This is a genomic window from Janthinobacterium psychrotolerans (assembly GCF_001677885.1).
In the GTDB taxonomy this organism is placed as follows: domain Bacteria; phylum Pseudomonadota; class Gammaproteobacteria; order Burkholderiales; family Burkholderiaceae_D; genus Janthinobacterium; species Janthinobacterium psychrotolerans.
Genome location: NZ_LOCQ01000054.1, coordinates 96258 through 121568, shown reverse-complemented (window position 1 = coordinate 121568; position 25311 = coordinate 96258). Strand labels below are relative to the sequence as shown.

The 25311-nt window shown below is 65.0% G+C and carries 27 protein-coding genes and 1 pseudogene; 17 read left to right on the top strand and 11 right to left on the bottom strand.

Features of this window, described 5'->3' with window-relative positions; all coding sequences use genetic code 11:
- Positions 1 to 54: 54 nt before the first annotated feature.
- Genes ASR47_RS12315 through ASR47_RS12305 form a run of 3 tightly spaced genes read right to left on the bottom strand, consistent with a single transcriptional unit; the run spans position 55 to position 3053 of the window.
- Entirely contained in the window at positions 55 to 1068 is a 1014-nt protein-coding gene (locus ASR47_RS12315; protein WP_065308074.1) for an SIS domain-containing protein, read from the bottom strand.
- Positions 1058 to 2173, bottom strand: a complete 1116-nt coding sequence (nagA, locus tag ASR47_RS12310) for an N-acetylglucosamine-6-phosphate deacetylase (RefSeq protein ID WP_065308073.1) — start codon at positions 2171 to 2173, stop codon at positions 1058 to 1060. Before nagA ends, ASR47_RS12315 begins: the two co-directional genes overlap by 11 nt.
- On the bottom strand, positions 2166 to 3053 hold the full coding sequence (locus ASR47_RS12305; protein WP_065308072.1) for a glucosamine kinase nucleotide-binding domain-containing protein: 888 nt from the start codon (positions 3051 to 3053) through the stop codon (positions 2166 to 2168). The genes nagA and ASR47_RS12305 overlap by 8 nt, the downstream gene beginning before the upstream one ends.
- Before the next feature lie 328 nt (positions 3054 to 3381).
- On the opposite strand from ASR47_RS12305, the gene ASR47_RS12300 reads away from it, so the two are divergent.
- The 9 genes and pseudogenes from ASR47_RS12300 (at position 3382) to bufB (ending at position 11203) form a co-directional block, all read left to right on the top strand.
- The gene (locus ASR47_RS12300; protein ID WP_065308071.1) at positions 3382 to 3666 is read left to right on the top strand and encodes a hypothetical protein; all 285 of its coding nucleotides are present in this window, start codon (positions 3382 to 3384) and stop codon (positions 3664 to 3666) included.
- A gap of 217 nt (positions 3667 to 3883) precedes the next feature.
- Positions 3884 to 4384 (top strand): hypothetical protein, encoded by a 501-nt coding sequence (locus tag ASR47_RS12295; protein WP_065308070.1) that lies wholly within the window; start codon positions 3884 to 3886, stop codon positions 4382 to 4384.
- A gap of 56 nt (positions 4385 to 4440) precedes the next feature.
- Complete coding sequence (locus ASR47_RS12290; protein ID WP_065308069.1) at positions 4441 to 6072, top strand: AAA family ATPase; 1632 nt, start codon at positions 4441 to 4443, stop codon at positions 6070 to 6072.
- The gene (locus ASR47_RS12285; protein ID WP_065308068.1) at positions 6073 to 6696 is read left to right on the top strand and encodes a general secretion pathway protein GspB; all 624 of its coding nucleotides are present in this window, start codon (positions 6073 to 6075) and stop codon (positions 6694 to 6696) included. It begins immediately after the preceding gene.
- Between the two features lie 111 nt (positions 6697 to 6807).
- Positions 6808 to 7749 (top strand): annotated as a pseudogene (locus tag ASR47_RS12280) (alkaline phosphatase family protein); the annotation flags it as partial.
- Between the two features lie 552 nt (positions 7750 to 8301).
- Positions 8302 to 8850: a molybdopterin-guanine dinucleotide biosynthesis protein B gene (gene mobB / locus ASR47_RS12275; protein ID WP_065308066.1), complete on the top strand. Its 549-nt coding sequence runs from the start codon at positions 8302 to 8304 to the stop codon at positions 8848 to 8850.
- A 58-nt stretch (positions 8851 to 8908) separates the two neighbouring features.
- Complete coding sequence (locus ASR47_RS12270; RefSeq protein ID WP_065308065.1) at positions 8909 to 9109, top strand: YjfB family protein; 201 nt, start codon at positions 8909 to 8911, stop codon at positions 9107 to 9109.
- A 139-nt stretch (positions 9110 to 9248) separates the two neighbouring features.
- Entirely contained in the window at positions 9249 to 9551 is a 303-nt protein-coding gene (locus ASR47_RS12265; protein WP_065308064.1) for a BufA1 family periplasmic bufferin-type metallophore, read from the top strand.
- Between the two features lie 11 nt (positions 9552 to 9562).
- Positions 9563 to 11203 (top strand): MNIO family bufferin maturase, encoded by a 1641-nt coding sequence (gene bufB, locus ASR47_RS12260; protein ID WP_065308063.1) that lies wholly within the window; start codon positions 9563 to 9565, stop codon positions 11201 to 11203.
- A gap of 2 nt (positions 11204 to 11205) precedes the next feature.
- Here the strand turns inward: bufB and ASR47_RS12255 are convergent, their stop codons facing one another.
- The 3 genes from ASR47_RS12255 to fumC form a co-directional block, all read right to left on the bottom strand.
- Positions 11206 to 11490 carry a hypothetical protein gene (locus ASR47_RS12255; protein WP_065308062.1) on the bottom strand — a complete coding sequence of 95 codons (285 nt, stop codon included), beginning with the start codon at positions 11488 to 11490 and terminating at the stop codon, positions 11206 to 11208.
- 102 nt (positions 11491 to 11592) lie between these two features.
- A complete protein-coding gene (locus ASR47_RS12250; protein WP_065308061.1) occupies positions 11593 to 11814 on the bottom strand; it encodes an RNA-binding S4 domain-containing protein in 222 nt (73 codons plus the stop codon).
- 101 nt (positions 11815 to 11915) lie between these two features.
- Positions 11916 to 13310 (bottom strand): class II fumarate hydratase, encoded by a 1395-nt coding sequence (fumC, locus tag ASR47_RS12245; protein ID WP_065308060.1) that lies wholly within the window; start codon positions 13308 to 13310, stop codon positions 11916 to 11918.
- A gap of 146 nt (positions 13311 to 13456) precedes the next feature.
- Here fumC and ASR47_RS12240 point away from each other — a divergent pair, with 146 nt between their 5' ends.
- The gene (locus tag ASR47_RS12240; RefSeq protein ID WP_150127780.1) at positions 13457 to 14566 is read left to right on the top strand and encodes a type IV pilus assembly protein FimV; all 1110 of its coding nucleotides are present in this window, start codon (positions 13457 to 13459) and stop codon (positions 14564 to 14566) included.
- A 68-nt stretch (positions 14567 to 14634) separates the two neighbouring features.
- Here ASR47_RS12240 and ASR47_RS12235 read toward each other — a convergent pair whose 3' ends face one another.
- A complete protein-coding gene (locus ASR47_RS12235; protein ID WP_245714337.1) occupies positions 14635 to 15036 on the bottom strand; it encodes a flagellar protein FliT in 402 nt (133 codons plus the stop codon).
- Positions 15037 to 15115: 79 nt separating this feature from the next.
- Here ASR47_RS12235 and ASR47_RS12230 point away from each other — a divergent pair, with 79 nt between their 5' ends.
- Positions 15116 to 15748 carry a class I SAM-dependent methyltransferase gene (locus tag ASR47_RS12230; RefSeq protein ID WP_065308057.1) on the top strand — a complete coding sequence of 211 codons (633 nt, stop codon included), beginning with the start codon at positions 15116 to 15118 and terminating at the stop codon, positions 15746 to 15748.
- Between the two features lie 164 nt (positions 15749 to 15912).
- Positions 15913 to 16098 carry a CsbD family protein gene (locus tag ASR47_RS12225; RefSeq protein ID WP_065308056.1) on the top strand — a complete coding sequence of 62 codons (186 nt, stop codon included), beginning with the start codon at positions 15913 to 15915 and terminating at the stop codon, positions 16096 to 16098.
- Between the two features lie 72 nt (positions 16099 to 16170).
- On the opposite strand, the gene ASR47_RS12220 is transcribed toward ASR47_RS12225, so the two are convergent.
- The gene (locus tag ASR47_RS12220) at positions 16171 to 18387 is read right to left on the bottom strand and encodes a S9 family peptidase (RefSeq protein WP_065308055.1); all 2217 of its coding nucleotides are present in this window, start codon (positions 18385 to 18387) and stop codon (positions 16171 to 16173) included.
- Positions 18388 to 18533: 146 nt separating this feature from the next.
- On the bottom strand, positions 18534 to 19928 hold the full coding sequence (locus ASR47_RS12215; protein WP_065308054.1) for an MATE family efflux transporter: 1395 nt from the start codon (positions 19926 to 19928) through the stop codon (positions 18534 to 18536).
- Between the two features lie 194 nt (positions 19929 to 20122).
- Between ASR47_RS12215 and ASR47_RS12210 the strand changes: the two genes are divergently transcribed.
- The 4 genes from ASR47_RS12210 to ASR47_RS12195 all read left to right on the top strand — a co-directional run bounded on the left by ASR47_RS12210 (position 20123) and on the right by ASR47_RS12195 (position 23208).
- Positions 20123 to 21127 (top strand): beta/gamma crystallin family protein, encoded by a 1005-nt coding sequence (locus ASR47_RS12210; RefSeq protein ID WP_065308053.1) that lies wholly within the window; start codon positions 20123 to 20125, stop codon positions 21125 to 21127.
- A 76-nt stretch (positions 21128 to 21203) separates the two neighbouring features.
- The gene (locus ASR47_RS12205; RefSeq protein WP_065308052.1) at positions 21204 to 21833 is read left to right on the top strand and encodes a beta/gamma crystallin-related protein; all 630 of its coding nucleotides are present in this window, start codon (positions 21204 to 21206) and stop codon (positions 21831 to 21833) included.
- Between the two features lie 101 nt (positions 21834 to 21934).
- On the top strand, positions 21935 to 22870 hold the full coding sequence (locus ASR47_RS12200; RefSeq protein WP_065308051.1) for a DnaJ C-terminal domain-containing protein: 936 nt from the start codon (positions 21935 to 21937) through the stop codon (positions 22868 to 22870).
- 14 nt (positions 22871 to 22884) lie between these two features.
- A complete protein-coding gene (locus ASR47_RS12195) occupies positions 22885 to 23208 on the top strand; it encodes a chaperone modulator CbpM (RefSeq protein ID WP_065308168.1) in 324 nt (107 codons plus the stop codon).
- On the opposite strand, the gene ASR47_RS12190 is transcribed toward ASR47_RS12195, so the two are convergent.
- Together ASR47_RS12190 and ASR47_RS12185 are read right to left on the bottom strand one after the other, a co-directional pair.
- Entirely contained in the window at positions 23209 to 23436 is a 228-nt protein-coding gene (locus tag ASR47_RS12190; protein ID WP_065308050.1) for a hypothetical protein, read from the bottom strand.
- A 51-nt stretch (positions 23437 to 23487) separates the two neighbouring features.
- Complete coding sequence (locus ASR47_RS12185; RefSeq protein WP_065308049.1) at positions 23488 to 24405, bottom strand: LysR family transcriptional regulator; 918 nt, start codon at positions 24403 to 24405, stop codon at positions 23488 to 23490.
- A 124-nt stretch (positions 24406 to 24529) separates the two neighbouring features.
- On the opposite strand from ASR47_RS12185, the gene ASR47_RS12180 reads away from it, so the two are divergent.
- The gene (locus tag ASR47_RS12180) at positions 24530 to 25135 is read left to right on the top strand and encodes an FMN-dependent NADH-azoreductase (protein WP_065308048.1); all 606 of its coding nucleotides are present in this window, start codon (positions 24530 to 24532) and stop codon (positions 25133 to 25135) included.
- Positions 25136 to 25311: the final 176 nt, after the last annotated feature.

The following is a 25311-nucleotide window of genomic DNA, read 5'->3' as shown; positions in this document are numbered from 1 at the left end:
GGCCTATTGTCACATAAACGGGCCGGGCAGGGCGCCTGGCGTGCGCCCCGGCGCTCAGCTGGTCCTGGTGACTTTGCTCAAATGCCGCGGCGCATCCGGATCCATGCCGCGCGCTTGCGCCAGCCGGGCCGCCATCACGTAGAAGGACTGGATGGCAAGGATGGGGTCCAGGTCCGGGTTGGCGGCGACGGGCAGGGTCAGGTCGCGATCAGGCACGTCGGCCGGTGCGGCCAGCAGCACTTTCGCGCCGCGTCCGCGCATGTCCTGCGCCAGTTGCAGCAGGCCGGCCTGGGTCGGGCCGCGCGTGGCGAAGATCAGCAGCGGATAGCCGTCCTCGATCAGCGCCATCGGGCCGTGCCTGATCTCGGCGCCGCTGAACGCTTCGGCCTGCAGGGCCGAGGTTTCCTTGAACTTCAGCGCCGACTCCAGCGCCACCGGGAAGCTGATGCCGCGGCCGACCACCATGATGTTGCGCGCCGGCGCCAGCACCTCGACGGCCGGCGACCAGTCGACGCGCGTCGCGTCCAGCAGCGATTCTGGCAGCGCTTCGAGGCCGGCCAGCAGTTCCGGGTCGTTCTGCCACTGCGCCACCATGCGCGCGCCGGCCACCAGGCTGGCGATAAAGCTCTTGGTGGCGGCCACGCTTTTTTCCTTGCCGGCGCGTAGCGGCATCGCCCATTCGGCGGCGTTGGCCAGCGGCGAATCGATATCGTTGACCAGCGCCACGGTGGTCGCGCCGCCATCGCGGAAGTAGGTGATCGGTTCGACCACGTCCGGGCTCTGGCCCGATTGCGAGATCGAGATGGCCAGGGTGTCGCGGGTTTTCAGCGGCGACTTGTTCAAGGTCACCAGCGACATCGGCAAAGACGCTACCACGCGGCCCAGGCGCGCCATGATCAGGTAGGCCACGTAATTGCAGGCGTGGTCCGAGCTGCCGCGTGCGATGGTGAGTGCGGTGGAAAACTGCGTGCTCCTCAATTTGCGGCCCAGTTCCGCATAGCGTTCCGTGTCGCTGGCCAGTTGCAGGGCGACGCAGTCGGCGGCGGACATGGCTTCTTCAAGCATCATTGAGGTCACAGGATGCTCCTTCTATATACACGGCCTTGAGATTGAGGTCACGGTCGAGCACGACCATGTCGGCCCAGGCGCCGGGAGCCAGCCGGCCGCGTTCCTGCAGGCCCAGGTAATCGGCGGCATTGGTCGACACGCGGCGCGAGGCGTCGGCCAGGTCCAGTCCCAGCCCCACCAGGTTGCGCAGCGCCTGGTCGAGCGTCAAGGTGCTGCCGGCCAGGGTGCCGTCGGGCAGGCGCACGCCGCCCATGCACTTTTGCACCATGTGGCGGCCCAGCATGTATTCGCCGTCCGGCATGCCGGTGGCGGAGGTCGAATCGGTGACGCAATACAGGTGGGGAATTGCGCGCAGCGCCGTCTTGATGGCGCCCGGATGCACGTGCAGCAGGTCGGGTATCAGTTCCGCATACTGCGCGTGGGCCAGGGCGGCGCCGACCATGCCCGGTTCGCGGTGATGCAGGCCGCTCATGGCGTTGAACAGGTGGGTAAAACCGGAGGCGCCGTGTTCAAGCGCTGCCACGCCGTCTTCGTACGAGCCGAGCGTGTGGCCGATCTGCACGCGCACGCCACGCTCGGCCAGCTGGCGCACCAGGTCCAGGTGGCCGGCGATTTCCGGCGCCACCGTGATCACGCGCAGCTGCGCCAGGGTTTGCAGGCGTTCGATTTCGGCCATGGTGGCGGCGCGCGCGTAGTTCGGCTGCGCGCCCAGTTTGCCCGAGTTGATATACGGGCCTTCGAGGTGGGCGCCCAGCACGCGCGCCGCGTTCGGCCGGCGCTGTTTGGCCGCCGCGCCGATGGCGCTCAAGGCCATGTCGATGTCTTCGGCCGGCGCCGTCATGGTGGTGGCCAGGAGGCTGGTGGTGCCGTGGCGCGCATGGATGGCGGCGATCGCATGGACCGCGTCGCCGCCCTGCATGATGTCCCTGCCACCGCCGCCATGCACGTGCAGGTCGATAAAGCCGGGCAGGATATAGTCCTCGTCGTTGCGCGACGGGTGGCTCGACGAGCCCTTGACGCCGGTCACGCGCTCGCCGAAGGCGATGGCGCCGTGGACCCAGCCGGCTGGGGTGAGGATATTGCCTTTGATCGTAGTACTACTCATCTGATTGGCTCCCTTGCGTATAGGTCATGCGCACCAGGCGCAAGGCGCCCGCCGCCGAGTCGCCCTGCGCCGGCACCACCCTTTGCAGCAGGGTCTCGGGCAGCCAGGCGCGCAGGGGCGCCGCCAGGCCGCCGCACAGCGCCACCGGCAAGGTGGCTTGAGGATCGAGCGCGCTGGCGATCAGCGCGACCTGCCGGCCCGCCTCCATCAGCATGCCATGCGCAACGGCGTCGCTGGCGGCATGTTCCAGCACCACGCGCGCCAGTTGCGCATAGGTCGTTTGCGTGGCTGCCGCCAGCCAGGCCTGCATGGCGTCGCGGTGGCCGCCGCAGGCGTCGACGATGGCGCTGGAAAAGGCGCTGGCCGGTACGCGGCCGTCGACCGCCTGCTGTGCATGGTTGACCGCGCGCATGCCGATCCAGGCGCCACCGGCTTCGTCGCCCGACGGAAAGCCCCAGCCGCCCACTTCCTGGCGCCTGCCGTCGGCATGCAGCACTTCGCCCACGCTGCCAGTGCCGATCGCCACGATGGCGCCAGCCTGGCCGCCATGGGCGCCGAGCAGGGTGGTCAGGGCGTCCGATTCCAGCGCCACCAGGGCATAGCCGGGGTTATGCTCGATAAAGCTGGCGGCCCACTGCTTGTTGTGCACGCCGGCCAGGCCCAGGCCGATGGCCAGCTGCCGTAGTGGCGGCTGCGACAGGCCGGCTTCGTGAAAGGCCAGCGCGACGGCTTGCGCTACCGCGGACCAGGCGTGCGCGATGCCGTGCGCCAGGCCCGACGGACCGCTGTGGCCCTGCGCCAGTTCCTGTCCGTCGGGGTGCGCCAGGCGTACCCGGGTGCCGCTGCCGCCGCCGTCGACGCCGATTATGTATTCGATCATGTGTGGTCCAGCCCTGGTGGATGGCGCCTGCCTTGTTGTTTTGCGGCCGGCGAAAAAGCTGAAAGCACTATAGGGTTGGTGCGAGAGACTGTCAACAGGTATATAAGTGGTATTGTATCTGGCGTATTCACGGTTCTCTTTTATTGATATAAGTATTTGTTTTAAAAGGTTTTATCTTGTGATTAATAATGGTATTGAGGTGGACTTGTTCAAGGCCATTTTTCATGCTGGCAGTGCCGCTGGCCGCGTACCGCCCGCAAATACCTGCTTGGCAGCGCGCGCCGTCCGGAGTAGAGTCCGCCTTTTACACCGGAAGCTGGAAGAGCACATGAACGACAAGGCAGCAACAAGCGACTATTGGGATGACTGGCAGCAAGCGGCGCTGGCCGCCGGCGTCTCAAAGCCCCTGGCGGCGCTGGGCATGGAACTGATGCGCACGCATCGCAAGAACCGCTGGCCCAAGGATTTCCTGGGCCGCGAAAGCGATGGCGAAGTGATGATCGCCATGTGCCTGGAAGACGAGGCGGAAACGGAACTGTTCTTTATCGAAAACCTGTATCCCTACGATACGGCGCTGATCGACAAGACCAAGCGCCGCCTCTGCCTGCACTGATGCATCGGCCGCCTTGTGCGGCCGCTTATTTATGGGGCGATTGCGTGCATTTCCACGGCGCAGTGTCATAATGCCCGAGGCATCCCCGCCCACGTACGGAGTACACCATGAGCAAGGCACAAGACAGCAAGAAGGAAGCCAAGAAGGAACCGGCAAAGACCATGAAGGAAAAGAAGGAAGCGAAAAAGGTCAAGAAAGAAGAGCGCAAGCGCTAGCCATGCGCGCGCACCGCTTGCCGTCCGCCTGGCGGCCGCTGGCCGTGCTGGCGCTGCTGCCGGCGCTGGCCGCGCAGGCGCAGCCCAAGCCGCCGCCATCGACCTTCGGGCAGGTGGTGGGCAACGCCGTGCTGTGCCTGGACCAGATCGACAACAAGTCTTTCTATGCCTATCTGCTGACGGCCTTTGGCCCGGCCTACAAGCACGAGGGCGGCGCCTACTGGTTTCGCACCGACGCCGTGCTGTGGGGTGCGCCAGTAACGGACGTGATCGTCAGCGACGACACCAGCCCCCTGGTGTTCATGGGCGTGGTGGCCGATACCACGCCGGAAAAGCTGGAGCCGGCCATCCGCGCCGCGTCCGGCCTGCGCTTCGGCAAACTCGATTATTCCGCCTATCCCGTCCGTGGCTCGGTGCCTGGCAGTAAAATTGTCTACTTTCGCACCAAGGCCAAAGTCTATTGCGCCAAGTACAAGCCATTGCCGCCGGCACAAACCCGCTAGGTATGGCCGTTTGCCATTGTTTTTGCGCATTTTGATCGTTCCACCGCAGGGTCTCCATGTACACGCATTATTTCCAGCTCAAGCAATCGCCGTTTTCGATCGCCCCCGATCCCCGCTACCTGTTCATGAGCGAACGCCACCGCGAAGCGCTGGCCCACCTGCTGTATGGCGTGGGCAGCGGCGGCGGCTTTGTGTTGCTGACAGGCGAGATCGGCGCCGGCAAGACCACCGTCTGCCGCTGCTTCATGGAGCAGATCCCCGACAACTGCCAGCTGGCCTATATCTTCAATCCCAAGCTGTCGGTCGAGGAGTTGCTGCTGTCGATCTGCGAAGAGTTCCATATTGCGCCGCCGGCCGCTGCGGGAGCGGCGACGGCCAGCGTCAAGAGCCATGTCGACGCCATCAATGCGCACCTGCTGGCCAGCCACGCGCAGGGCAAGAACAATGTGCTGATCATCGACGAGGCGCAAAACCTGTCGGCCGAGGTGCTGGAGCAGTTGCGCCTGCTGACCAACCTGGAAACGAGCGAGCGCAAGCTGCTGCAGATTATCCTGATCGGCCAGCCGGAACTGCGCGCCATGCTGGCTAGGGCCGAACTGGAACAACTGGCGCAGCGCGTGATCGCGCGCTATCACCTGGGTTCGCTGTCGGAGCCGGAGACGGCCAGCTATATCCACCACCGCCTGGCCGTGGCCGGCAGCACGGCGCGCGCGCCGTTCGGGCCACGCCTGATGGCGCGGATCCACAAGCTCAGCCATGGCGTGCCGCGCCGCATCAACCTGCTGTGCGACCGCGCCCTGCTGGGCGCTTATGTGGAAAACCAGCCGCAAGTAACGCGCCAGATCCTGCGGCGCGCGGCGGCGGAGGTATTTGGCGAAGCGGGCGCTGGCGCGCCGGCGACCATGGCTGGCGGCTGGCGCTGGCCGCAGCTGGCCGGCGGCGTGCTGGCCGGCGCCGTGCTCAGCGGTGCACTGGCCTGGCATTTTATGCCGGTTCAACAGGCCGCCGCGCCAGTGGCGGCCGTGCCGCCTGCCAAGCTTGCAGCATCGGCTCCAGATCCTGTCCCGGCTCCGGCTGGCGTTGTGCTCGACCGCAATGCCGTGCTGCGCCAGCTGGCGGCACTGTGGGGCGAACACTTGCCGGCCGGCGACGCCTGCCAGGCGGCCGCGCGCGCTGGCCTGCGCTGCCTGCAAAGCCGTGGCGGCATGGCCGAATTGCGCGTGCTCGACCGTCCCGCCATGCTGGTGCTGCATGGCAAGGATGGCGGCGCTGAACAACCGGCGCTGCTGGCCAAAGTGCAGGGCGACACCGCCAGCGTCAACATCGATGGCCAGCCCGTCACCATCGGCGTGGCCGAACTGGCACAGCGCAGCGATGGCAGCTTCGTCACGTTCTGGCGTGCGCCGCGCAACTGGCGCGACGAAGTGCCGGTAGGTGCGCGAGGGCCGGATGTGGACTGGCTGGCGGCGCGCCTGGCGCAGCTGCATGGCTTGCCTCTGCCTGCCGCCAACCTGCCGCTCGATGCGGACATGCAGCGGCTGCTGCGCGAATTTCAGCTCAGCCAGAACCTGAAGGCCGATGGCCTGCCGGGACCGAAAACATTCATGCGCCTGATGCAGCTGGGCGACAACACGGAGCCGCGCCTGTCGCCTGCGCCAGCCGTGGCGGCCGCGGTGGTGGGGAAATAAATGTCCTATATTCTTGAAGCACTGAAAAAATCGCAAGCCGAGCGCCAGCTTGGCGAGTTGCCGTCCATCCATGCGCCGCAGGTGCAACTGCAGCCGGCGGCATCGACGCGCGCCGCGCCGCGCTGGCCGTTGTGGCTGGGATTGAGCCTGGCTTGCGCGGCGGCGGGAGCCTGGTGGTGGCAGGCGAAGACGGTGGCGGCCCCGGCCCCGGCCCCGGTCCCGGTCCCGGCAGCGGCGCCGGTGGCTGTCGCGCCGGTCCCGGTGCCGGTTGTTCCGCCCGCGCCGGTGGTTGTCAAGGCCGCGCCGCCGGTCATCAAGGCAGCGCCGCCAGCGCCGATGGTCAAGGCCGTCACGCCGCCACCTGCGCCAGCCGTGGCAACGGCCCCGGCCGAAGAAGCCACGCCCGGCCTGCGCGATTTGCCTGAACCGATACAGCGGCAGATTCCGCCGGTAGCGCTCGGTGGCTATATCTATTCGAAGGATCCGGCCGACCGCCTGCTGTTGATCGACAAGGTGCTGCGCCACGAGGGCGAGGAAGTGGCGCCGGGCCTGGTGCTGGAAAAACTGCAGCCGAAGGCGGCCATCTTCAGTTTCAAGGGCTATCGCTACCGCATGCCGTACTGATGGCTGGCCGTTGATTGTTGCATGTCAAGCAATGCCGTGAGCCCCTGAACCCGCTGGTGTGGCGCCAGTCGAACCTGGGACGCGCCACCGCGGGCGCGCACCGGAGGAGGCATGACAATCAACAGCTTGGCCCGCATCGACCATATCGTCGTGCTGATGATGGAAAACCGCTCGTTCGACCATATGCTCGGTTATCTGAGCCTGGAAGGCGGGCGCGGCGAGATCGACGGCTTGCGCAGCGAGCATGTCAACCTGCATGCGGGCAAGGCGTATGGTGTTCACCATTTGCAGCGCACGGCCTTGCAGCCGTCGCAGCAGCCGCGCAATACGGGCGCGTCGGTGGCGCGTCAGGTGCACGGCCATAACGGCGGCTTTGTCAGCGACTATGCCTTGCACCACCCCGACGACCCCGATCCCGGCCTGGTGATGGGCTATTACAACGGCGCCGACCTGCCCATGTACGATTTCCTGGCACGCGAGTTCTGTGTCTGCGACCGTTGCCATAGTTCGGTGCCTGGCGCCACCTGGCCGAACCGCCTGTACGCCGTCAGCGGCCGCGCGGCCGGCAGCAAGGACAGCAAGCGCGTGCCGCTGTATGCAAACAAATCGTTCGTGCGCCAGCTCGAACGCCATATGGTCAGCTGGAAGTTCTATTCCTTCTGGAAGCCGTGGACCCTGGCCCTGACGGACGAGCATTACCGCTCGTCCGAGTTCTACGAACCGTTCGGCGAGCATGGGCGCCGCTATGGCTTTGTCGGCGATGCGCTGGCCGGCAGCCTGCCATCGGTCAGCTGGATCGACCCGCATTTCTTTGCCAACGACGATCATCCGCCGGCCGACGTGCGCGCCGGCCAGGCGCTGGTGGCGCAGGTCTACCAGGCGCTGTCGCGCGGGCCAAGCTGGGAGCGCACCTTGCTGGTCATCACCTACGACGAGCATGGCGGCTTTTTCGACCATGTGCCGCCACCGGCCGCCGTCGACGACGACGCCGCGTTTCGCCAGTATGGCGTGCGCGTGCCCATGCTGCTGGTGTCGCCGTTGATCAGCGCCGGCAGCGTCTGCCATGAGCTGTTCGACCATACCTCGATCCTGAAAACCATCCTGCAGCGCTTTTGCCGTGGCGCCGACGGCGCCTTGCCGGCCATGGGTGCGCGGGTGGCCGCCGCCAAAGGACTGGGCATGGCGCTGGACCTGGACCTGCCACGGCCGGCGCCCGCGCTGCCCGGCAGCGTCCACGCGCAGCGCAGGTGCTGGGAGGACGAGTTGCGCGAACGGCATGCGCTTGACGGGTTTGACGCTGCCAGGCCGGCCATGCCCATGCCCGATGCCGAGGCCGGTGCGGTGGCCGCGCACCGCCACCTGGCCCGCAGCGCCCGCAACGCCATCGCCACCCACGGCAAAAAGGCGCCGCAATCGATCGCGCGCCGCCGGCGCAAGGACAACCATGGCGATGGCCGCGCCGTCAACTGGCTTGACGGCTTTGACACCGGCGACAGGGCGCACGAAGGCTGAGGCCCTTTGTCTGCATCAAGCCAGCGCTTGTAGTGGCCTGGCCGCAAGTGGGCTGGCCGGTATAATGGGCGATCTCACGGAAGGAAGCCCACGATGGACCATGCGACATCCGCCCCCGCGCCTGCCCACCCGGTATTGGGCGTGGTTGGCCGTTCCGGCAGCGGCAAGACCACCTTGCTGGAATATCTGGTGCAGGAAATGGCGGCGCGCGGCCTGCGCGTCAATCTGATCAAGCACAGCCACCATGACCTGGCGCTGGAACCACCGCAAAAAGACAGCGCCCGCCTGCGCATGGCCGGCGCGGCCGAAGTGCTGGTGGCGTCGCCGTATCGCTTTGCCATCGTGCATGAGCTGCGCGGCGCGCCCGAACCGACCTTGCCGCAACAGCTGGCGCGCATGGGACCGGCCGACCTGACCCTGGTGGAAGGCTTCAAGACCGACCCCATCCCTAAAATGGAAGTGTTTCGCCCGGCAGTAGGGCAGGCGCCCTTGTATCCTCATGATGTGACCGTGATCGCCGTGGCGTCGGACGTGCCGGCGCCGCACGACCTGCGCGCCGGCGTTGCCTGGCTGGACTTGAATGATCGCGCCGGCGTGCTAAGCTGGGTGCTGCAGCGGCTGGAAAAACCGCTGTCAAAATAATCCTCAAGTATTTCGCCGGCTGGCCGTTAATCCAGGTAGACACTGATAGGAGAGACTCATGGACATCGGAAGCATTGCACAACTGTCAACCACGATGGCTGAAACTGGAATTCGTCAAGAAGTCGGCATGACCGTCCTGAAAAAAGCCCAGGATATCCAGAGCTCGACCGCCACCGCCCTGATCGAAGCCCTGCCGCCGATGCCGGCCGCACCGAGCCTGCCTTCGCACCTGGGCAACCGCATCAATACCACGGCCTGATTCTGCGAGGCAGCCCCGGCTGCTGAGGCCACTTTCGCCGCTGCCGGCCTGGCTGCGGCGCGCTTGTGCATGCAGGATCTTCCCTTCTTTTTCTGCGACAGCGTAAAATCGGATACGACTCCTTTTACGAAAGACTGCCATGAACAAACGTCACGCTCTCGTTGCCGCCGCCCTGGCCGGCCTGTGCGCCACCTCGGTTGCCAGTGCTGCCGACCATGATGCCGCCGCCGGCGACAAGGAAAAATGCTATGGCGTCGCCAAGGCCGGCCAGAATGATTGCGCCTCGTCCGACGGCGCCCATTCCTGCGCCGGTCAGGCCGCCAGCGACAACTTGCCGACCGAATGGGCGTATGTTGCCAAGGGAACTTGCGAGCAGGCGGGCGGCGCCTTGAAGCCTGTCAAGGCAGGCAAGAAAGCCGCTGCGGCCAAGCAGCAGTCATAAGCCGGCAAGCCATGGCGCAGCCCGTCCACGCGCTGGGCGGCGTGGGCGTCGGCCTGCGCGCCGCGCATTACCGCGACTTTCTCGGCGGCCGGCCCCAAGTCGACTGGCTGGAAGTACACACCGAAAATTATCTGTCCTGCTCGGGCCGCGACTGGCATGTGCTGCAGGCCGTGCGCCAGGACTATGGCCTGAGCCTGCACGGCGTGGGCCTGGGCCTGGGCTCGGCACGCGGTTTTTCCGAAGATCATCTGCAGCGGGTACAAAGGCTGTGCGAGCGCATCGCACCGGCGCTGGTGTCCGAGCATCTGTGCTGGGGCGCCGTGGCGGGACGGCAATTCAACGACTTGCTGCCGCTGACCCTGGACCATGCCGCGCTGGACCTGCTGTGCGCCAGGGTAGGGCGGGTGCAGGACGCCTTGCGCCGGCCCATCTTGCTGGAAAATGTCTCGACCAGCCTGCGCTTCCACGCCGACGCCATGAACGAAGCGCAGTTCCTGGCCGAACTGGCGCGCCGCAGCGGCTGTGGCCTGTTGCTCGACGTCAATAACCTGTATGTGAACCAGTGCAATCACGGCGAGGACGCGCTGGCGGCTTTGCGCGATATTCCCGCCGATATCGTTGGCGAGCTGCACCTCGGCGGCCACCTGCTCACGCCGCTCGCCGTGATCGACCACCATGGCGCCGCCGTGGCCGAACCGGTCTGGGCCTTGTATAAGGCGGCCTTGCAGCGCTTTGGCCAGGTGCCGACTCTGATCGAGTGGGATACCGATGTGCCCGAGCTGGCGGTGTTGCTGGCCGAGGCCGACCGGGCGCGCGCGCTGCAGCAAATGCATCATGCTGCGGCGCCATGGCGCGGTTCGCGCACTGGCGTGACAGCGCCGCCGCCGGGCGAGCAACTGGCGCACAAGCAGCAAGCGTTTGCCGACGCGCTGCTCGATGCTGGCCAGGCCGATAATGCGATTAATCAGTGCCGCGGCGTGCTGGTCGGGCAGCGCCTGGGCTTGTACCGGGGCAACCTGAACGCCACCTGGCGCCGCGTGCTGGGCCAGGCCTATCCGGTGGTGCTGGCGCTGGTGGGCGAGGAATTTTTTACGGGCATGGCGCGCGAATACGGGCGCCGTTATCCTTCGCAAGACGCCGACCTGAACCGTTTCGGCAGCGACTTTCCCACTTTCCTCGCCGATTTTCCTCCTGTGGCGCAACTGCCGTATCTGCCCGACATGGCGCGCCTGGAATGGGCGCTGCACCTGGCCCATTACGCGCCGGACGCGCCAGGCTTGCCGTTCGATGTGCTGGCCAGCCTGTTGCCCGAGCAACTGGAAAATGCCCGCTTTGCCCTGCACCCGGCGTGCGCACTGATCAGATCCGACTGGCAAGTGGCGGCGTTATGGCAGGCGCATCAACAGGAAAATGCAGCGTTTCCCCGGCAACTGGACTGGCCGGCGCACGCCCTGGTATGCCGGCCGCAATGGCAGGCGCAGGTCATGGCGCTCGATGCGGCTGCCCATGCGGCGCTGCAGTGTTTGCTGCAAGGGGAATGTTTTGGCGCGGCGCTGGACGCTGCCTTTGGGCTGGACGAGGATTTTGACCTGGGCGGGCAGTTGCGCCGCTGGCTCGAGCATGGCGTGCTGACCGCCATGCTCCCGGGCTGAACCTATTGAAAGGCGCGCAGGATGCGCGCTTCGCCGGTCTGGTCGCAGCAGGCCGCGTTGGCCGCCAGGGTCGCTTCCATCATGCGCGCCAGTTGTTCGTCTTCGAAATGCGCCAGCTCGGCCGTGGCCGCCACCAGCGCCACTTCGAGCTTGGCGCGCGCGCCCTGGTACAGGGTGCTCGTGTATTTATCGGTGGTGCGCAGCAGGTCTTCCGCGTTTTCTATGACCTGGCGCAAGTCGGCGATCAGGCGTTCCTGGCTGCGTGTGCCGTGCTCGGCGTTGTCCATGGCATCCCTTTCCGCTCATTGATGAATATATGGCAATAATATAAACATAGGCAATCCAGCCGGGCAGGTTTTGATCTGACACAGGAGCACGCTACAAGGGCATCAGGCGGGCGCCACCACGGTAATGCGGATATCGGCCACGCTGACCACCTGGCCGGCGCGGATTTTGGCGGTCTTGCGCAGTTCCTTCTTGCCATCGACCTTGACCACGCCACTGTCGACCATGACCTTGCCCGCGCCGCCGCTGTCGCACAGGCCGACCAGCTTGAGCAGCTGGTTCAGCTCGACGAACTCGGATGTCAAATCAAAGCTTACTTTTTGCATTCTATCCTCAATTGCAGTAATGTGTTTTTAACACGTGCGGCCCGCCAGGCGGGCCAAACATCTAGTTTACATGACTGCAAGCGGGCATGCGGGAAGGCGCTTTAACTTTTGTTGGGGCGCGTCATGTCGAGCGGCACGATCCACTCGGCAAATTGGTCTTCCGTCACGAAACCGAGGCCCAGCGCCGCTTCCTTCAGTGTCGTGCCTTCATGCTGCGCCTGCTTGGCGATCTGCGCCGCGCGGTCGTAGCCGATATGCGGCGCCAGTGCCGTCACCAGCATCAGGGAGCGCTCCATCAGTTCGGCGATGCGCTCGCGATTCGGTGCTATGCCGTGCGCGCAATGCTCGTCGAAGCTGCGCATGCCGTCACCAAGCAGGCGCGCGCTTTGCAAGAAGTTGTGGGCGATCAAAGGCTTGAACACATTGAGTTCGAAGTTGCCCGAGGCGCCGCCCACCGTGATGGCCACGTCGTTGCCGAATACCTGGCAGCACAGCATGGTCAGCGCCTCGCACTGGGTCGGATTGACCTTGCCCGGCATGATGGAGCTGCCCGGCTCGTTTTCGGGGATGGTGATTTCACCGAGGCCCGAGCGTGGACCGGACGCCATCCAGCGCACGTCGTTGGCGATTTTCATCAGCGCCGTGGCCAGGGTTTTCAGCGCGCCATGGGCCGCCACCAGCGCATCGTGGGCGGCCAGGGCGGCGAACTTGTTGCTGGCGCTGGCAAAAGGCTGGCCTGTCAGGTGCGCCAGTTCGGCGGCGATGCGGTCGGCAAATTCGGCGTGCGCGTTCAGGCCCGTGCCGACGGCCGTGCCGCCGGCGGCCAGCTGCAGCAGCGGCGGCAGCGACGCTTCGATGATCTGTTCGGCAAATTCCAGCTGCGCCGCATAGCCCGAGAATTCCTGGCCCAGGGTTAATGGCGTGGCATCCTGCAAATGGGTGCGGCCGATCTTGACGATGTCGGCAAAGGCGGCGGACTTGGCCTCCAGCGTGGTGCGCAGCTGGCGCAGCGGCGGCAGCACGGTATTGGCGACGGCCAGCGCGGCGGCCACATGGATGGCGGTCGGGAAAATATCGTTCGAGGACTGGCCCAGGTTGACGTCGTCGTTCGGGTGCAGCAGGCGCTCGGCGCCGCGCAGGCCGCCCATCAGCTCGGAGCCGCGGTTGGCCAGCACTTCGTTCATGTTCATATTGCTTTGCGTGCCGGAGCCGGTCTGCCAGACGGCCAGCGGAAACTCGCTCGCGTGCTTGCCAGCCAGCACCTCATCAGCCGCCTGGGTGATGGCGACAGCTTTTTCGCCGCCGAGCAAACCAAGTTCCAGGTTGACGTGGGCGGCCGCGCGCTTGACGGTGGCCAGCGCGGCGATCAGTTCGGGCGGCATTTTTTCAGTTGAAATATGGAAGTGCTCGAGCGAGCGCTGTGTCTGCGCTCCCCACAATTGACCGGCGGGGACGTCGATCGGGCCGAAACTGTCGCGTTCGATTCTGCTGCTCATGGCATTCCTTTCATGGCTTATGGTGGATCGAGTGTACTCCAGGCGCCGGAAACGCACAGCGCGCCCGCAGCCAGCTAAGCTTTTTCAATTTCCTGCCGTTAATAAAGAACGTTTTCCCATGCTTCCGTTGTCAAAGCGATCATTTCATGCCTAGCCCCGTCTTTTCCCGCTGGACCGCCACCTTGGCCGCCACTGCCTGTCTGGCCATGCCGGCCGCCTTCGCTGCCGAACTGGGCGACATCAGCGTGCAGTCGCACAGGGGCCAGCCACTGTCGGCCGATATCGAATTGACGGCGCTGGCGCCCGATGAGCTGCAGGGCTTGCCGGTGCGCCTGGCCTCGATCAATGTCTACCAGGGCGGCGGCATCAGCATGGACCCCGCCCTGCAAACCCTGGCGATCAGCCAGGTGGAACGCGATGGGCGGCGCTTTGTCCACCTCGCTACCAGGCAAGCCATCGATGCCGGCCATGTGCATGTGTTTCTGATGCTGGGCAATGGCAGCCGCAGCGTGGTGCGGCTGGCAACCGTCTGGCTGGCCCAAGCTCCCCCCGTGCCCGTGCCCGCGCCGGTGCTTGTGCCCGCGCCGGCGCCCAAGGCCATCACGCCGCCGGTGGCGGCCCGGCCCGTTGCCAAGCGGGTCGAGGTGCCGGACGCCGCCGCGCTGGCCGCCCGCGCCCGCGCCGAAGGCATGGTGCGCCCGCCGGCCATGTTCATTGCGGCGCCACTGCGTCCCAGGCCTGCGGCGGCGCCGGTGGCGCCGCCGCCGTTGCGGCGCGCCGCTGCGCCGGTAGCGGCCTGCGCGCCGCAAGCGGCCGGCATGCCGGCCGAAGCGTGCATGGCGCTGGACCGGCAAAACACGGCCTTGAATGAGAAGATTGGCGTGCTGGAAGGCAAAGTTTCGGCCTTGCAGCAGGCGCTGGCCGCGCCCGCAGCGGCAGCGGCCGCCGTGTCCGGGCCGCCGCAGGCCAAGGTCAAGGCCAGGCCGGGGGCGGCGGACAAGAAAGCCGGCGGCAATGGCATGTTGTGGCTGGGCCTGGGCAGCTTGCTGTTCCTGCTGGTGGCGGGGGCCATCGTGACTGTCGTGCGCAAGCGCAAGGGGCGTGGGCAGGCCGAACCCCGGCCGCCATCGAAATACTGGGTCTTGCTGCGCAAGCCGTTTCGCCGCAAGAGCGCGCCGGCGGTACCGCCTGGCGATATGCCAGCTGAACGCGATGAGCCGGCACTGGTGCCGGAGCCCGAACCTTTTTCGCGCTGAGCGCAATCGGCCGCCGGCGGACGTAAAAAAAGCGCCCGTGGGCGCTGTCGTCTTATGCTGCTGCGGTCTTAGCGGTGGGCGCGCGGCGCCGGCATGGCGCGGGACAGCTGCGCCATCCATGGTTCGGTGATATTGCAGATGGCGCGGTCGTTGGCCAGGATCTGCTTGATCAGCTCAAGCTTGCGCATGCGCGAGGAGCCCGACAGGGCAGGCACGGTGCCGACCTGAGTGGCGCTGGCGGCGCTGGCGCATTGATGTTCCAGCGCGTCCAAGCTTTCCCAGTCCTCGGAACGTGCGGCCACGACCATCTGGTTGGTCAATCCGGCAATATTTTCATACATCGACAGCACGTCGTTGGAGTTCATGAGCACACCTGTATTTTTATCAATGGTTTTACGCTTGTCTAGATTAACGGCGGCCTCGGCCAGAACTTGAGGGTTTTTTTGAAAATAATTCAAAATAATTTTCAAGCATGCTCAAGCCGGCCGCAAACCCGCATGGATGCTGGCGAACGTCTAAAATGGCGGCATCTTTTACGGGAGCACCATAATGAGCGATACCCCGCATGACCCGCTGCACACGATTACCCGCCGCACCCTCGACCATTACGACGCCAGCGCCGAACAGTTCTTCGAAGGCACGCGCGATCACGATGTGCGCCAGAACATGGCGGCATTGCTGAACGCCATCGATGGCGTGGCGCCCTTGGACATCCTCGACCTCGGTTGCGGTCCCGGGCGCGACCTGAAGGCGTTCACCGAACTGGGCCATCATGCCACCGGCGTCGATGGTTCGGCCCGCTTTGTCGAGATGGCACAGGCTTACAGCGGCTGTACCGTCTGGCAGCAGGACTTTCTCGACCTCGACCTGCCTGCCGCACGCTTTGACGGCGTATTTGCCAATGCCGTGCTGTTCCACGTGCCCAGCAGCGCCTTGCCCGGCGTGCTGCGCGCCCTGCATGGATGCCTGAAAGAGGGTGGGGTACTGTTCAGTTCGAATCCGCGCGGCCACAACCAGGAAGGCTGGAGCGGCGCGCGCTATGGCAGCTACTACGACCTCGATACCTGGAGCGCGCATGTGCAGGCGGCCGGTTTTAGCTTGCTCGACCATTACTATCGTCCGCCCGGCCTGCCGCGTGAACAGCAACCGTGGCTCGCTACCGTCTGGCGCAAGGATAAGTGAAAGATAGCAATATTTTCCCATGTGTTAGGAACCGTACATAGTTTTTGCGGCCTCGGGCGTAATATCAACTCATCGAAACGCAGCAAGCAAAACGCAGCGTTTGAGCCGCAGTACCGGCCCCTGGGCTGGAGAACAGATGGACCAACTACATTGAGGAGTTAATCATGAACAAAGATCAAGTCGAAGGTAAGTTGAAAGAAGTCGGCGGTAAAATCCAGGAAACAGCTGGCAAAGTCGTCGGCAGCGAAGAACAGCAAGCCAAGGGCCTGGCAAACCAGGTCGAAGGCCAAGTGCAGAAGAAAGTTGGCGACGTCAAGGATGCGGTAGAAACCATCACCCGCAAGCCATAATCTGAGCACCAGGTAAAAAAACCGCCGCACTGTCGAAAGACCGTGCGGCGGTTTCTCATTGGACGCGGACTTTTATTTTGCGTCGTCCACGTTCAGGTTCTTCTTGAAGAAGGCGGCGATCTTCGCGTACACATGGCGCTGGCCGGCGCGCGACGAGATGCCGTGCTTGGCGCCAGGGTAGGTCATCAGGTCGAACTGCACGCCGCGATTGACCAGCGCGTCGATCAGGCGGGTGCTGTTCGAGAACAGCACATTGTCGTCGGCCATGCCGTGCACCAGCAGCAGCGGCGAGCGCAAACCGTCCAGGTGGGCAAACACGGTGCTGTCCTTGTAGCCGTCCACGTTTTCCTTCGGCATGCCGAGGAATTGCTCCGTGTAGTGGGTGTCGTACAGCGACCAGTCGGTCACGGGCGCCACCGACACGCCGGCGGCGATCTTGTCGGATGCGGCCGACAGCAGGCGCAAGCTCATGAAGCCGCCATAGCTCCAGCCGAACACGCCGATGCGCCTGGCGTCGACAAAGCTCTGCTGGCCCAGCCAGGCGATGCCCGCCAGCTGGTCGGCCACTTCGGCCTTGCCCAGGTTATGGTAGATGGCGTCAGTGAACGTCCGCTCGCGGCGCGACGAGCCGCGGTTGTCGAGGCGAAACACGACAAAACCCTGCTGCGCCATGTACTGGTCGAAGGTATTGCCCCAGCGGCGCGCCACGTGCTGCGAGTGCGGCCCGCCATAGGTCGACAGGAAGACCGGATAGCGTTTCGAGGCATCGAAGTTCGATGGTTTCACCAGGGAGTAGTACAAGGTCTGGCCATCGTCGGACTTGATGCTGCCGTATTCGGTCGGCAGGTGATCGGCCTGGTATTTGCCGTACGGGTGGCTGGCGTTCAAGGCGTTTTCTTCCAGCCAGCCCACCATCGCGCCGTCAGGGCGGCGGATGCTCACTTGCGGCGGCGTGGCCGGATCGGAATAGGTGTCGACAAACACGGCGCCGTTGCGCGCGAAGGTGGTGTCGTGCCAGCCGTCGGCCTTCGTCACGCGCTGCGGCTTGTCGGCCGTGCTGCCATCGAGCGCCAGCGCGTAGGTCTGCTTGTCGATCACCGCGTCGCGATTCGATGCCACATACACCTTGCCGGTTTTTTCATTGACGGCCAGCAGGCTGTCGATGCCCCACTCGCCCGACGTGACCGGATGCAGCAGCTTGCCGCTCATGTCATACAGGTACAGATGATTGCGGCCGGTGCGCTCGGACGACCATAAAAACGATTTGCCGTCTGCCAGGAAGCGCAGGTCATCGTGGATGCTGACCCAGGTTTTCGCCGTTTCCGTCAGCACCGTGCGCTGTGCCAGGGTGGCGGCGTCGACGGCGATCAGTTCCAGGGTTTTCTGGTCGCGCGACTGGCGCTGGTACAGCAGCGATTTGCTGTCCGCGCTCCAGTCGGCGCGCACCAGGTAAATGTCGGGGTTGCTGCCCAGGTCGACCTGGCGCTGCACGCCGGTTGCCGGCGAGACGATGTGGAGCTGCACCAGCACGTTGGCGTCGCCGGCGGCAGGGTAGCGCTGTTCCACCACGTCGGTGCGGTCGGCGAAGATCTCGAAGCGGCGCACCACCGGCACCGGCGCTTCGTCGTAGCGCTTGTAGGCGATGGCGCTGTCGTCCGGCGCCCAGTAGTAGCCGGTGCGCTGGCCCATTTCTTCCTGCGCCACGAATTCGGCTTCGCCGTTGTGGATGGTGTCCTTGCCGTCGGTGGTCAGCTGGCGTTCCTGGCCCGTTTTCAGGTCGATCACGAACAGGTTCTGCTCGCGCACGAAGGACAGGTAGCGGCCCTTGGGCGAGATTTTCGGGTCGAGCACATTGCCCTTGGCGACCAGGCGCGCTTTCTCGGGGTTGGCCGCGTCGACCAGGTACAGATTGCCAGCCAGCGGCACCAAGAGCTGCTTGCCGTCCGGCGACCAGCTGTAGTTCAGGATGCCGGCCAGGCTGGCCGTGCGCTCGCGTTCGCGGCGCGCCTGTTCGGCCGGCGAGATGGTTTCATGCGGCACCAGCGCCCTGGAGTCGACCAGGCGGTGCGTGCGCTTGTCTTTCAGCTTGAATTCCCACAGGTCGAGCTGGAACTGGTTGTCGGCGCGGCCGCGCAAAAACGTAACGCGCTCGCCGTCGGGCGACACCTTCAGGTTGCGCACGCCTGGGCCGGCCAGCGCCGGATCGGCGTGGATGCGCTCGAGCGTCAGCTTTTCGGCCGAAGCGGGAACACTGGCCATGGCGGCCAGAAAACAAAGAATAAAACGCATGGATGTCTCGGTAGTGGGAAAGAGGTCAAGCTAATTCTTGACGGCAAACAATACCAGAGCATGACGGGCAATGCGATAGGGCGGGACACGGAATACGCTATCGATTGCCGGCTTTCCTTCGGCATATCCCAGGAATACTCCGTGTTTTATATGGCCGCGCGCAGCCTTTCCAGCGACAAACGGTTCAGATACCAGGTCAGCAGCACGGCCGCCACCGTCAGCCCCGTCACCAGGCCGATCCAGAAGCCGGCGGCGGCCATCGGCGCGCTTGGCGACCAGATGAAGCCTTGCGGCGCCAGGCCCAGCACATAGCCGATCGGCAGCGAAAAGCCCCAGAAGGCCAGCAGCTGTATCAGCATCGGCTGGCGCGTCACCTTGTAGCCGCGGATCGCGCACGAGGTGGCCACTTGCGTTGCGTCGGACAATTGAAACAGCGCCGCGAACAGCAGCAGTTGCGCGCACAGGGCCTGCACCTGCGGGTCCGACGTATAGGCCTGCGCGATCTGGTGGCGAAACAGCGTGATGCAGGCGGCCGAGACGATGGCCGCCGCCAGCGACATCGCCACCCCGACCCACGAGATGAAACGCGCACGGCGCAAATTGGCTTCGCCCACCGCATGGCCGACGCGCGTGACCAGCGCAATGCCGAAGGTGAGCGGCACCATGAACACGACGGACGAAAAATTGAGGGCGATCTGGTGCGCCGACACCTGCACCACGCCAAAGCGCGCCACCAGCAGGCTGATTACGCCAAACGCGCTCACTTCGGCAAAATACGTCACGCCGATCGGCAGGCCCAGGCGCAGCATGGGGCCGATGGCCGACGCCTGCGGCCACTCCCAGTGCGTGAACGGATAGGTGGCGCGGTAGGCCGGCGCGTACTTGATCCAGGCCAGCATCGCCAGCAGCATCATCCACACGCAGCAGGTGGTGGCCACGGCGCAGCCGATGCCGCCCAATTTGGGCATGCCCCAGTGGCCGTAGATCAGCAGGTAATTGACGAAAATGTTCAGCGCCAGCGCGGCCAGCGCAATTACCATCACGGGCTTGGTCTGGTTGATGCTGGTGCTGTAGCCGTACAGCGCGCGGTAGGCGGCAAACGCCGGCAGGGCGCAGCTGATGATGTGCACGAACAGCTTGGCTTTCGCCGCCACATGCGCTTCGAGCATCAGGTGGTCGAACACCAGCGCCGCCATATTGGTCAGCACGCAGGCCACCATGCCGACGGCCAGCGCCTTCCACAGCGACTGGCGCACCAGGTGCGGCACCTTGCCGTGGCGCGCGGCGCCGATTTCATGCGCCACCAGCGTATTGATCGCCATCATGATGCCGCTGACGGTGACCAGCACGATCGACCAGATGGCCGCGCCCAGCGACACCGCCGCCAGCTCGTCGGGCGTGGTGTGTCCCGTCATCGCCACGTCGGCCGCGCCCATGCCGACGGTGGCCAGCTGGCCGATCAGGATGGGCCAGGCCAGCTTCCACAGGGACGATACTTCCTGGCGGATGGCGGGCACGGTAAACGCGGTGGTGTGGGGCATGGGATGAAAGGGCACTGGCTGAGTCGAACCTGCGATTCTACTGTGAATTCGGGTGCCTGTCCGGCCGCCTTGTGCTTGTATCTATTTCCTTTGGTAACAATTGATGGTGTTTTTCCCATACTTTGTTACACCGTTTTTTCGCCGGGCGGCTACACTCACGTCTGGCAGTATTGATCACCCACGGAGACATCCCCATGAACCGCCCGCTTACCCACGCCCTGCTGTGCGCAGCCGCCTTCCTGACCCATGCCGCGATCGCCCAGGCCGGCGAACTGACCCTGTTCGAAGATGACAATTTCCGCGGCCGCGCCGTGACCGTGCGCGAGACCGCCGACGATTTGTCGCGCGTGGGCTTCAACGACAAGGCGTCGAGCATCATGGTGCGCTCGGGCACGTGGGACGTGTGCACGGACTCCGGTTTTCGCGGCAATTGCAAGACGCTCACGCCAGGCGAATACCGCTCGATGCCGGGCATGAACGACGCCATTTCGTCGGTGCGCGAAGTTGGGCGCGATGGCCGCGGCGACGGCCGCAACGACTGGCGCAATGACGGCCGTCCTGACCGTGGCAACTATGGCCGCCAGGCCAGCCTGGAAGTGTATTCCGGCGCCGGCCAGAATGGCGGCGCGGCGCGCCTGGACCGCGACAACGGCAACTTCGCCACCATCGGCTTCAACGACCGCACCACCAGCATCGTGATCGGCAATGGCTACTGGCAGCTGTGCAGCGACGCCAATTACCAGGGTACCTGCCGCATCTTCGGGCCGGGCCGCCACGACGACCTGGGACGCGGCCTTGATGGGCGCGTCTCGTCGGCGCGCGTGGTCGACGAGCGCGAAGCGCGCCGCCAGCAGCAGTATGAACAGAACCAGTACCAGCAGAATCAGTATCAGCAAGATCAGTATCAGCAGGATCAGTACCAGCAATATCCGCAGCAGCAGTACCAGCAGCGCGGCGCCATCGTGCTGTTCCCGGATGCGGATATGGGCGGCCAGCCTTTGGTGCTCGAGCGCGACACGGACGACCTGGTGCGCCAGAACTTCAATGACCGCGCCGGCTCCATCATCGTCAACGAAGGGCAGTGGGAAGTATGCAGCGATTCGAACTTCCGCGGTCGCTGCGAGGTGATCGGGCCGGGACAATACGCGCGCCTCAATGCGCTCGACAACAAGATCTCGTCGCTGCGACGCGTGCGCTGACATTTGCTTGCCATTTGTTACACTTGCGGCCGCTGCGCCGGACTACACTGGCCGCAGGTAACAAATGGAGTTTGTGATGCTGAAACCAATCAAACACGCACTGCTGTGCACGACCGCCCTGTTTGCCACTGGCGCCGCCCAGGCAGGCGAAATGACCCTGTTCCAGGATGATGGCTTTCGCGGCCGCTCCGTCCATGTGCGCTCCGATGTGAGCAATCTGTCGCAGCTGGGCTTCAACGACAAGACTTCGAGCATCATCGTGCGCTCGGGCAACTGGGAAGTATGCAAGGACGCGAACTTTCGCAACAGCTGCCGTGTGCTGCAGCCGGGCCGCTACGCCAGCATGCCGGGCATGAACGACGCGATTTCCTCGGTGCGCGAAGTGCGCCGTGGCGGTGGCGGCGGCTGGCACGATGGCGGCCATGGCGGCAACCATCCGGGACGCCCCGGCAACAGCGGCGCCGTGCTGCTGTTTCCCGACGCCGGCATGCGCGGCCAGCCGGTGCGCCTCGATGGCGAGGTGCGCGACCTGAACCGCTACCGTTTCAACGACCGCGCCCAGTCCATCGTCATCAACTACGGCCGCTGGGAACTGTGCGCCGACGCCAACTTCCGCGGCCGCTGCGTGGTGATGGGGCCGGGCAACTACCACCGCCTCGACGGTGGCCTCGAGCGCCGTATTTCCTCCTTGCGCCGGGTACGTTAAACGCTGCTGACCGGCCTGCGCCGCGCGCATGCAGCCGTACTGCATGGGCGCGGCAATTCGTGTAATCTTTCCTGACGATTCAACCATGGGGAGCAGGCACGGTGGATTACAAGGACTACTACAAGGAACTCGGGGTCGACAAGTCGGCCAGCGAGGCCGACATCAAGAAGGCGTACCGCAAGCTGGTGCGCAAATACCATCCCGACGTCAGCAAGGAAACCGATGCCGACCAGCGCACCAAGGCCCTGAACGAGGCCTATGGCGTGCTCGGCGACGCGGAAAAGCGCGCCGCCTATGACGACCTGGGCCGCCAGCAAAGCGCCCAGGGCGGGCCAGGCGCCGGTGGCGGCTTTCGTCCGCCACCCGACTGGGGCGCGGGCTTCGAATCGTCCGGTGTCGACGACAACGACTTCTTTGCCGACCTGTTCGCCCATGTGGGCGGACGGCGCCGCGCCAACAGCAACTTCCAGATGCAGGGCGAAGACAGCCATGCGGCGATTTCCATCGCGCTGCGCGACAGCTATCACGGCGCCACGCGCACCATCGTCATGCGCGTGCCCGAAGCCGATGCGCAGGGCCGCGTCGTCACGCGCGAACGCACGCTGGAAGTGACGATCCCGAAAGGCGTGACGGAGGGCCAGCAGCTGCGCATGAAAGGCCAGGGCAATCCCGGCAGCGGCGGCGCGCCGGCCGGCGACCTGTACCTGGAAATCCGTTTCGAACAGGACCCGCGCTACCGGGTGGAAGGGCGCGATGTGTTCGAAACCGTGCCGGTCACGCCATGGGAAGCGGCGCTGGGCGGCGCGATCGATGTGCCCACGCCCTCGGGCACGGTGTCGGTGACGGTGCCGCCGGAATCGCAAACCGGACGCAAGCTGCGCCTCAAAGGGCGCGGCATTCCCGCCAGCGAGCCTGGCGACTTGTATCTGCTGCTCGAAGTGGTGCTGCCGCCTGCGCGCGATGACAAGGCGCGCGCACTGTATCAAACCATGGCGCGCGAGATGGCCTTCAATCCGCGCCAGAAGCTGGGAGCTTAATCATGACAGACCGCATGGCAAACCTCGCGACCAACAATGTGATCGGCGTACTGCTCGAAGACGCCGCCCTGAGCCTGGAAGAACTGGCGCGCGCCTGCGCGGTGGAGCCGGACTGGGTGGTGCAGCGCGTGCAGACCGGCGTGCTGCTGCATGATGGCCCGCCGCCGGTGCAGGCGGCCAGCTGGCGCTTTACCAGCGTCGACCTGGCCCGCGCGCGCCGCCTGCGCGAAATCGAAGCCGTGTTCGACGCCAACGCCGACCTGGCGGCGCTGGTGGTCGACCTGTCGGAGGAAGTGGCGCGCCTGCGGCGGCGCCTGCACGTGCTGGGCGTCGAGTAGTTAGGCGTCTTCGGCGTGCCGCTGCACGGTGACGCGGGCGATATAGAACTGCCCGCCGATCACCACGCGGTGCGGGATGCCGGCGATATCGAAGCCGGGCCCGCCGTCTTCCATCCATTCCTGCGCCACGCTGTCGAACTGCTGCGGCGTCATGCGCAGCATCGGCGCCGTGATGACAAAGCGCGCGCCTGGTTGTTGCTTGTTGACGAAGTCGTCGATGCCGGCCATGTTGATTCCTTGTTGAAGTGAACTCCGCATGATACCGCCCACCGCCCGGTCTTAAAAGCCGTGTTCCAGCAACAGCGGCAACTGCTCCGCAAACCGCTCCGCCAGCCACTTGCCCGCCTGTCCCGGCGGCGTGTCGGCGCGCTGGATCAGGTAGATCGGATAATTCTCGCCGCTGTCGACCGACAATTGCAGCGGTACCAGGCGGCCGGTGGCCAGGTCGTCGCGCACCATCGACTCGGGCATATTGCCCCAGCCCAGACCGGCGCGCAGCAGGGCGTGCTTGGAGCCGAGGTCACCCAGGCGCCAGTTGCGCAGGCCCAGCACGCCGAAATCCTGGCCTGCGGTCAGGCTGCTATGGTCGCTGAGCACCAGCTGCACATGTTCGCGCGCCACCGCCGGCGAGATAGGTCCGGCCATCTGCGCCAGCGCATGCGCCGGCGCGGCCACCGGAATCAGCTGCACATGGCCGACGGCCAGGCGCTCGAAGGCGTCGGCGCTGGACGACATCCAGCCGCCCACGCCCAGGTGGCAGCTGCCGTCCATCACCAGCTGCGTGACCATGCCCATGCCTTCGATGCGCAGGCGCAGGGCGACGGTGGGAAACTGCGCCTGGAACGCTTCGAGCATGCGCACCAGCACGCAGGTCGGGAACATCACGTCGACCACCACCGACACTTCCGCTTCCAGCCCGCCGGCCAGCGCCTTGGCGCGCGCGCGCATGGCGTCGACCTTCAGCGCCACCGTGCGCGCATCGGCCAGCAGGGCCTTGCCGGCGTCGGTCAGGGTCGGCTTGCGCTTGCCGCGGTCGAGCAGCACCACATTGAGCTGCTCTTCCAGGTTGGCGATGGTGTAGCTGATCACCGATTGCGTGCGGTGCAGCTGGCGCGCCGCATGGGCGAAGCCGCCCGCGTCGATGACGGCGACAAACACCCGCAGCTGGTCCAGCGATGGTTGGCCTGGCTCTCTCATACACAATCCATATCTAAAAAATCGATAATAAAAATTGAAATTTATATGGTTTCATCGATATTAGATGTGGACTAAGATAAGTGCAAGCGCAGCAGCGCATCCCACATCGTTTAAAGGACAGAACATGGCAAACGTACTCCACATCAATAGCAGTGTGCGCAACAACGGTTCCCTGTCGCGCCAGTTGTCGGGCGAATTCGTCGCCAAGCTGGCCGCGCAAGGCAACACCATCGTCACGCGCGACCTGGCCGCCCAGCCGGTGCCGCACCTGACCGAAGCGATGATGGGCGCCTTTTTCACGCCAGCCGACCAGCGCGGCGCGCAAGCGGCCGCCGACATCAAGATTTCCGACGCCCTGGTCGATGAACTGCTGGCCGCCGACGTGCTGGTGCTGGCCGCGCCGATGTACAATTTTTCCGTGCCGTCGACCGTGAAAGCGTGGATCGACCATATCGCCCGCGCCGGCCGCACCTTCCACTACACGGCGACCGGCCCGGTTGGCCTGGCCACCGGCAAGAAAGCCTATATCTTCACGGCCAGCGGCGGCGTGTACAGCGAAGGCGCCGCTGCCGCCTATGACCACCTGAGCACTTATCTGCGCGCGGTGCTGGGCTTTATCGGCATTACCGACATCACCTTCGTGCAGGCCGAAGGCGTGGCGATGGGCGAAGAAGCCCTGGCCGCCACCCTGGCCAAAGGCCGCAACACCATCGAAGCGCTGGCCGCCTGATTGCGTCTTGCCTTGCCTTGCGGCGCCGTGCTCACGGCGCCGTTTTTCTTTCTGCCGCCTGTCCTGGCGGCTGTTTTCCATTTCACGGCCGCAGATCAAGTAAATCCACATTCGTGTCGTGGCGCCCCTTTGCTGCACCGCAAAAGTGATATATTTTATAGTCCCTTGACTTTCCG

Coding starts and splice junctions, on each gene's coding strand:
- ASR47_RS12230 (WP_065308057.1), top strand. CDS start 15,116: ATGAGCGATACCCCGCATGACCCGCTGCACACGATTACCCGCCGCACC.
- ASR47_RS12220 (WP_065308055.1), bottom strand. CDS start 18,387: ATGCGTTTTATTCTTTGTTTTCTGGCCGCCATGGCCAGTGTTCCCGCT.
- ASR47_RS12240 (WP_150127780.1), top strand. CDS start 13,457: ATGCCTAGCCCCGTCTTTTCCCGCTGGACCGCCACCTTGGCCGCCACT.
- mobB (WP_065308066.1), top strand. CDS start 8,302: ATGGACCATGCGACATCCGCCCCCGCGCCTGCCCACCCGGTATTGGGC.
- ASR47_RS12195 (WP_065308168.1), top strand. CDS start 22,885: ATGGCAAACCTCGCGACCAACAATGTGATCGGCGTACTGCTCGAAGAC.
- ASR47_RS12290 (WP_065308069.1), top strand. CDS start 4,441: ATGTACACGCATTATTTCCAGCTCAAGCAATCGCCGTTTTCGATCGCC.
- ASR47_RS12215 (WP_065308054.1), bottom strand. CDS start 19,928: ATGCCCCACACCACCGCGTTTACCGTGCCCGCCATCCGCCAGGAAGTA.
- ASR47_RS12255 (WP_065308062.1), bottom strand. CDS start 11,490: ATGGACAACGCCGAGCACGGCACACGCAGCCAGGAACGCCTGATCGCC.
- ASR47_RS12305 (WP_065308072.1), bottom strand. CDS start 3,053: ATGATCGAATACATAATCGGCGTCGACGGCGGCGGCAGCGGCACCCGG.
- ASR47_RS12225 (WP_065308056.1), top strand. CDS start 15,913: ATGAACAAAGATCAAGTCGAAGGTAAGTTGAAAGAAGTCGGCGGTAAA.
- ASR47_RS12185 (WP_065308049.1), bottom strand. CDS start 24,405: ATGAGAGAGCCAGGCCAACCATCGCTGGACCAGCTGCGGGTGTTTGTC.
- fumC (WP_065308060.1), bottom strand. CDS start 13,310: ATGAGCAGCAGAATCGAACGCGACAGTTTCGGCCCGATCGACGTCCCC.
- bufB (WP_065308063.1), top strand. CDS start 9,563: ATGGCGCAGCCCGTCCACGCGCTGGGCGGCGTGGGCGTCGGCCTGCGC.
- ASR47_RS12250 (WP_065308061.1), bottom strand. CDS start 11,814: ATGCAAAAAGTAAGCTTTGATTTGACATCCGAGTTCGTCGAGCTGAAC.
- ASR47_RS12180 (WP_065308048.1), top strand. CDS start 24,530: ATGGCAAACGTACTCCACATCAATAGCAGTGTGCGCAACAACGGTTCC.
- ASR47_RS12295 (WP_065308070.1), top strand. CDS start 3,884: ATGCGCGCGCACCGCTTGCCGTCCGCCTGGCGGCCGCTGGCCGTGCTG.
- ASR47_RS12285 (WP_065308068.1), top strand. CDS start 6,073: ATGTCCTATATTCTTGAAGCACTGAAAAAATCGCAAGCCGAGCGCCAG.
- ASR47_RS12265 (WP_065308064.1), top strand. CDS start 9,249: ATGAACAAACGTCACGCTCTCGTTGCCGCCGCCCTGGCCGGCCTGTGC.
- ASR47_RS12300 (WP_065308071.1), top strand. CDS start 3,382: ATGAACGACAAGGCAGCAACAAGCGACTATTGGGATGACTGGCAGCAA.
- nagA (WP_065308073.1), bottom strand. CDS start 2,173: ATGAGTAGTACTACGATCAAAGGCAATATCCTCACCCCAGCCGGCTGG.
- ASR47_RS12210 (WP_065308053.1), top strand. CDS start 20,123: ATGAACCGCCCGCTTACCCACGCCCTGCTGTGCGCAGCCGCCTTCCTG.
- ASR47_RS12315 (WP_065308074.1), bottom strand. CDS start 1,068: ATGATGCTTGAAGAAGCCATGTCCGCCGCCGACTGCGTCGCCCTGCAA.
- ASR47_RS12190 (WP_065308050.1), bottom strand. CDS start 23,436: ATGGCCGGCATCGACGACTTCGTCAACAAGCAACAACCAGGCGCGCGC.
- ASR47_RS12205 (WP_065308052.1), top strand. CDS start 21,204: ATGCTGAAACCAATCAAACACGCACTGCTGTGCACGACCGCCCTGTTT.
- ASR47_RS12270 (WP_065308065.1), top strand. CDS start 8,909: ATGGACATCGGAAGCATTGCACAACTGTCAACCACGATGGCTGAAACT.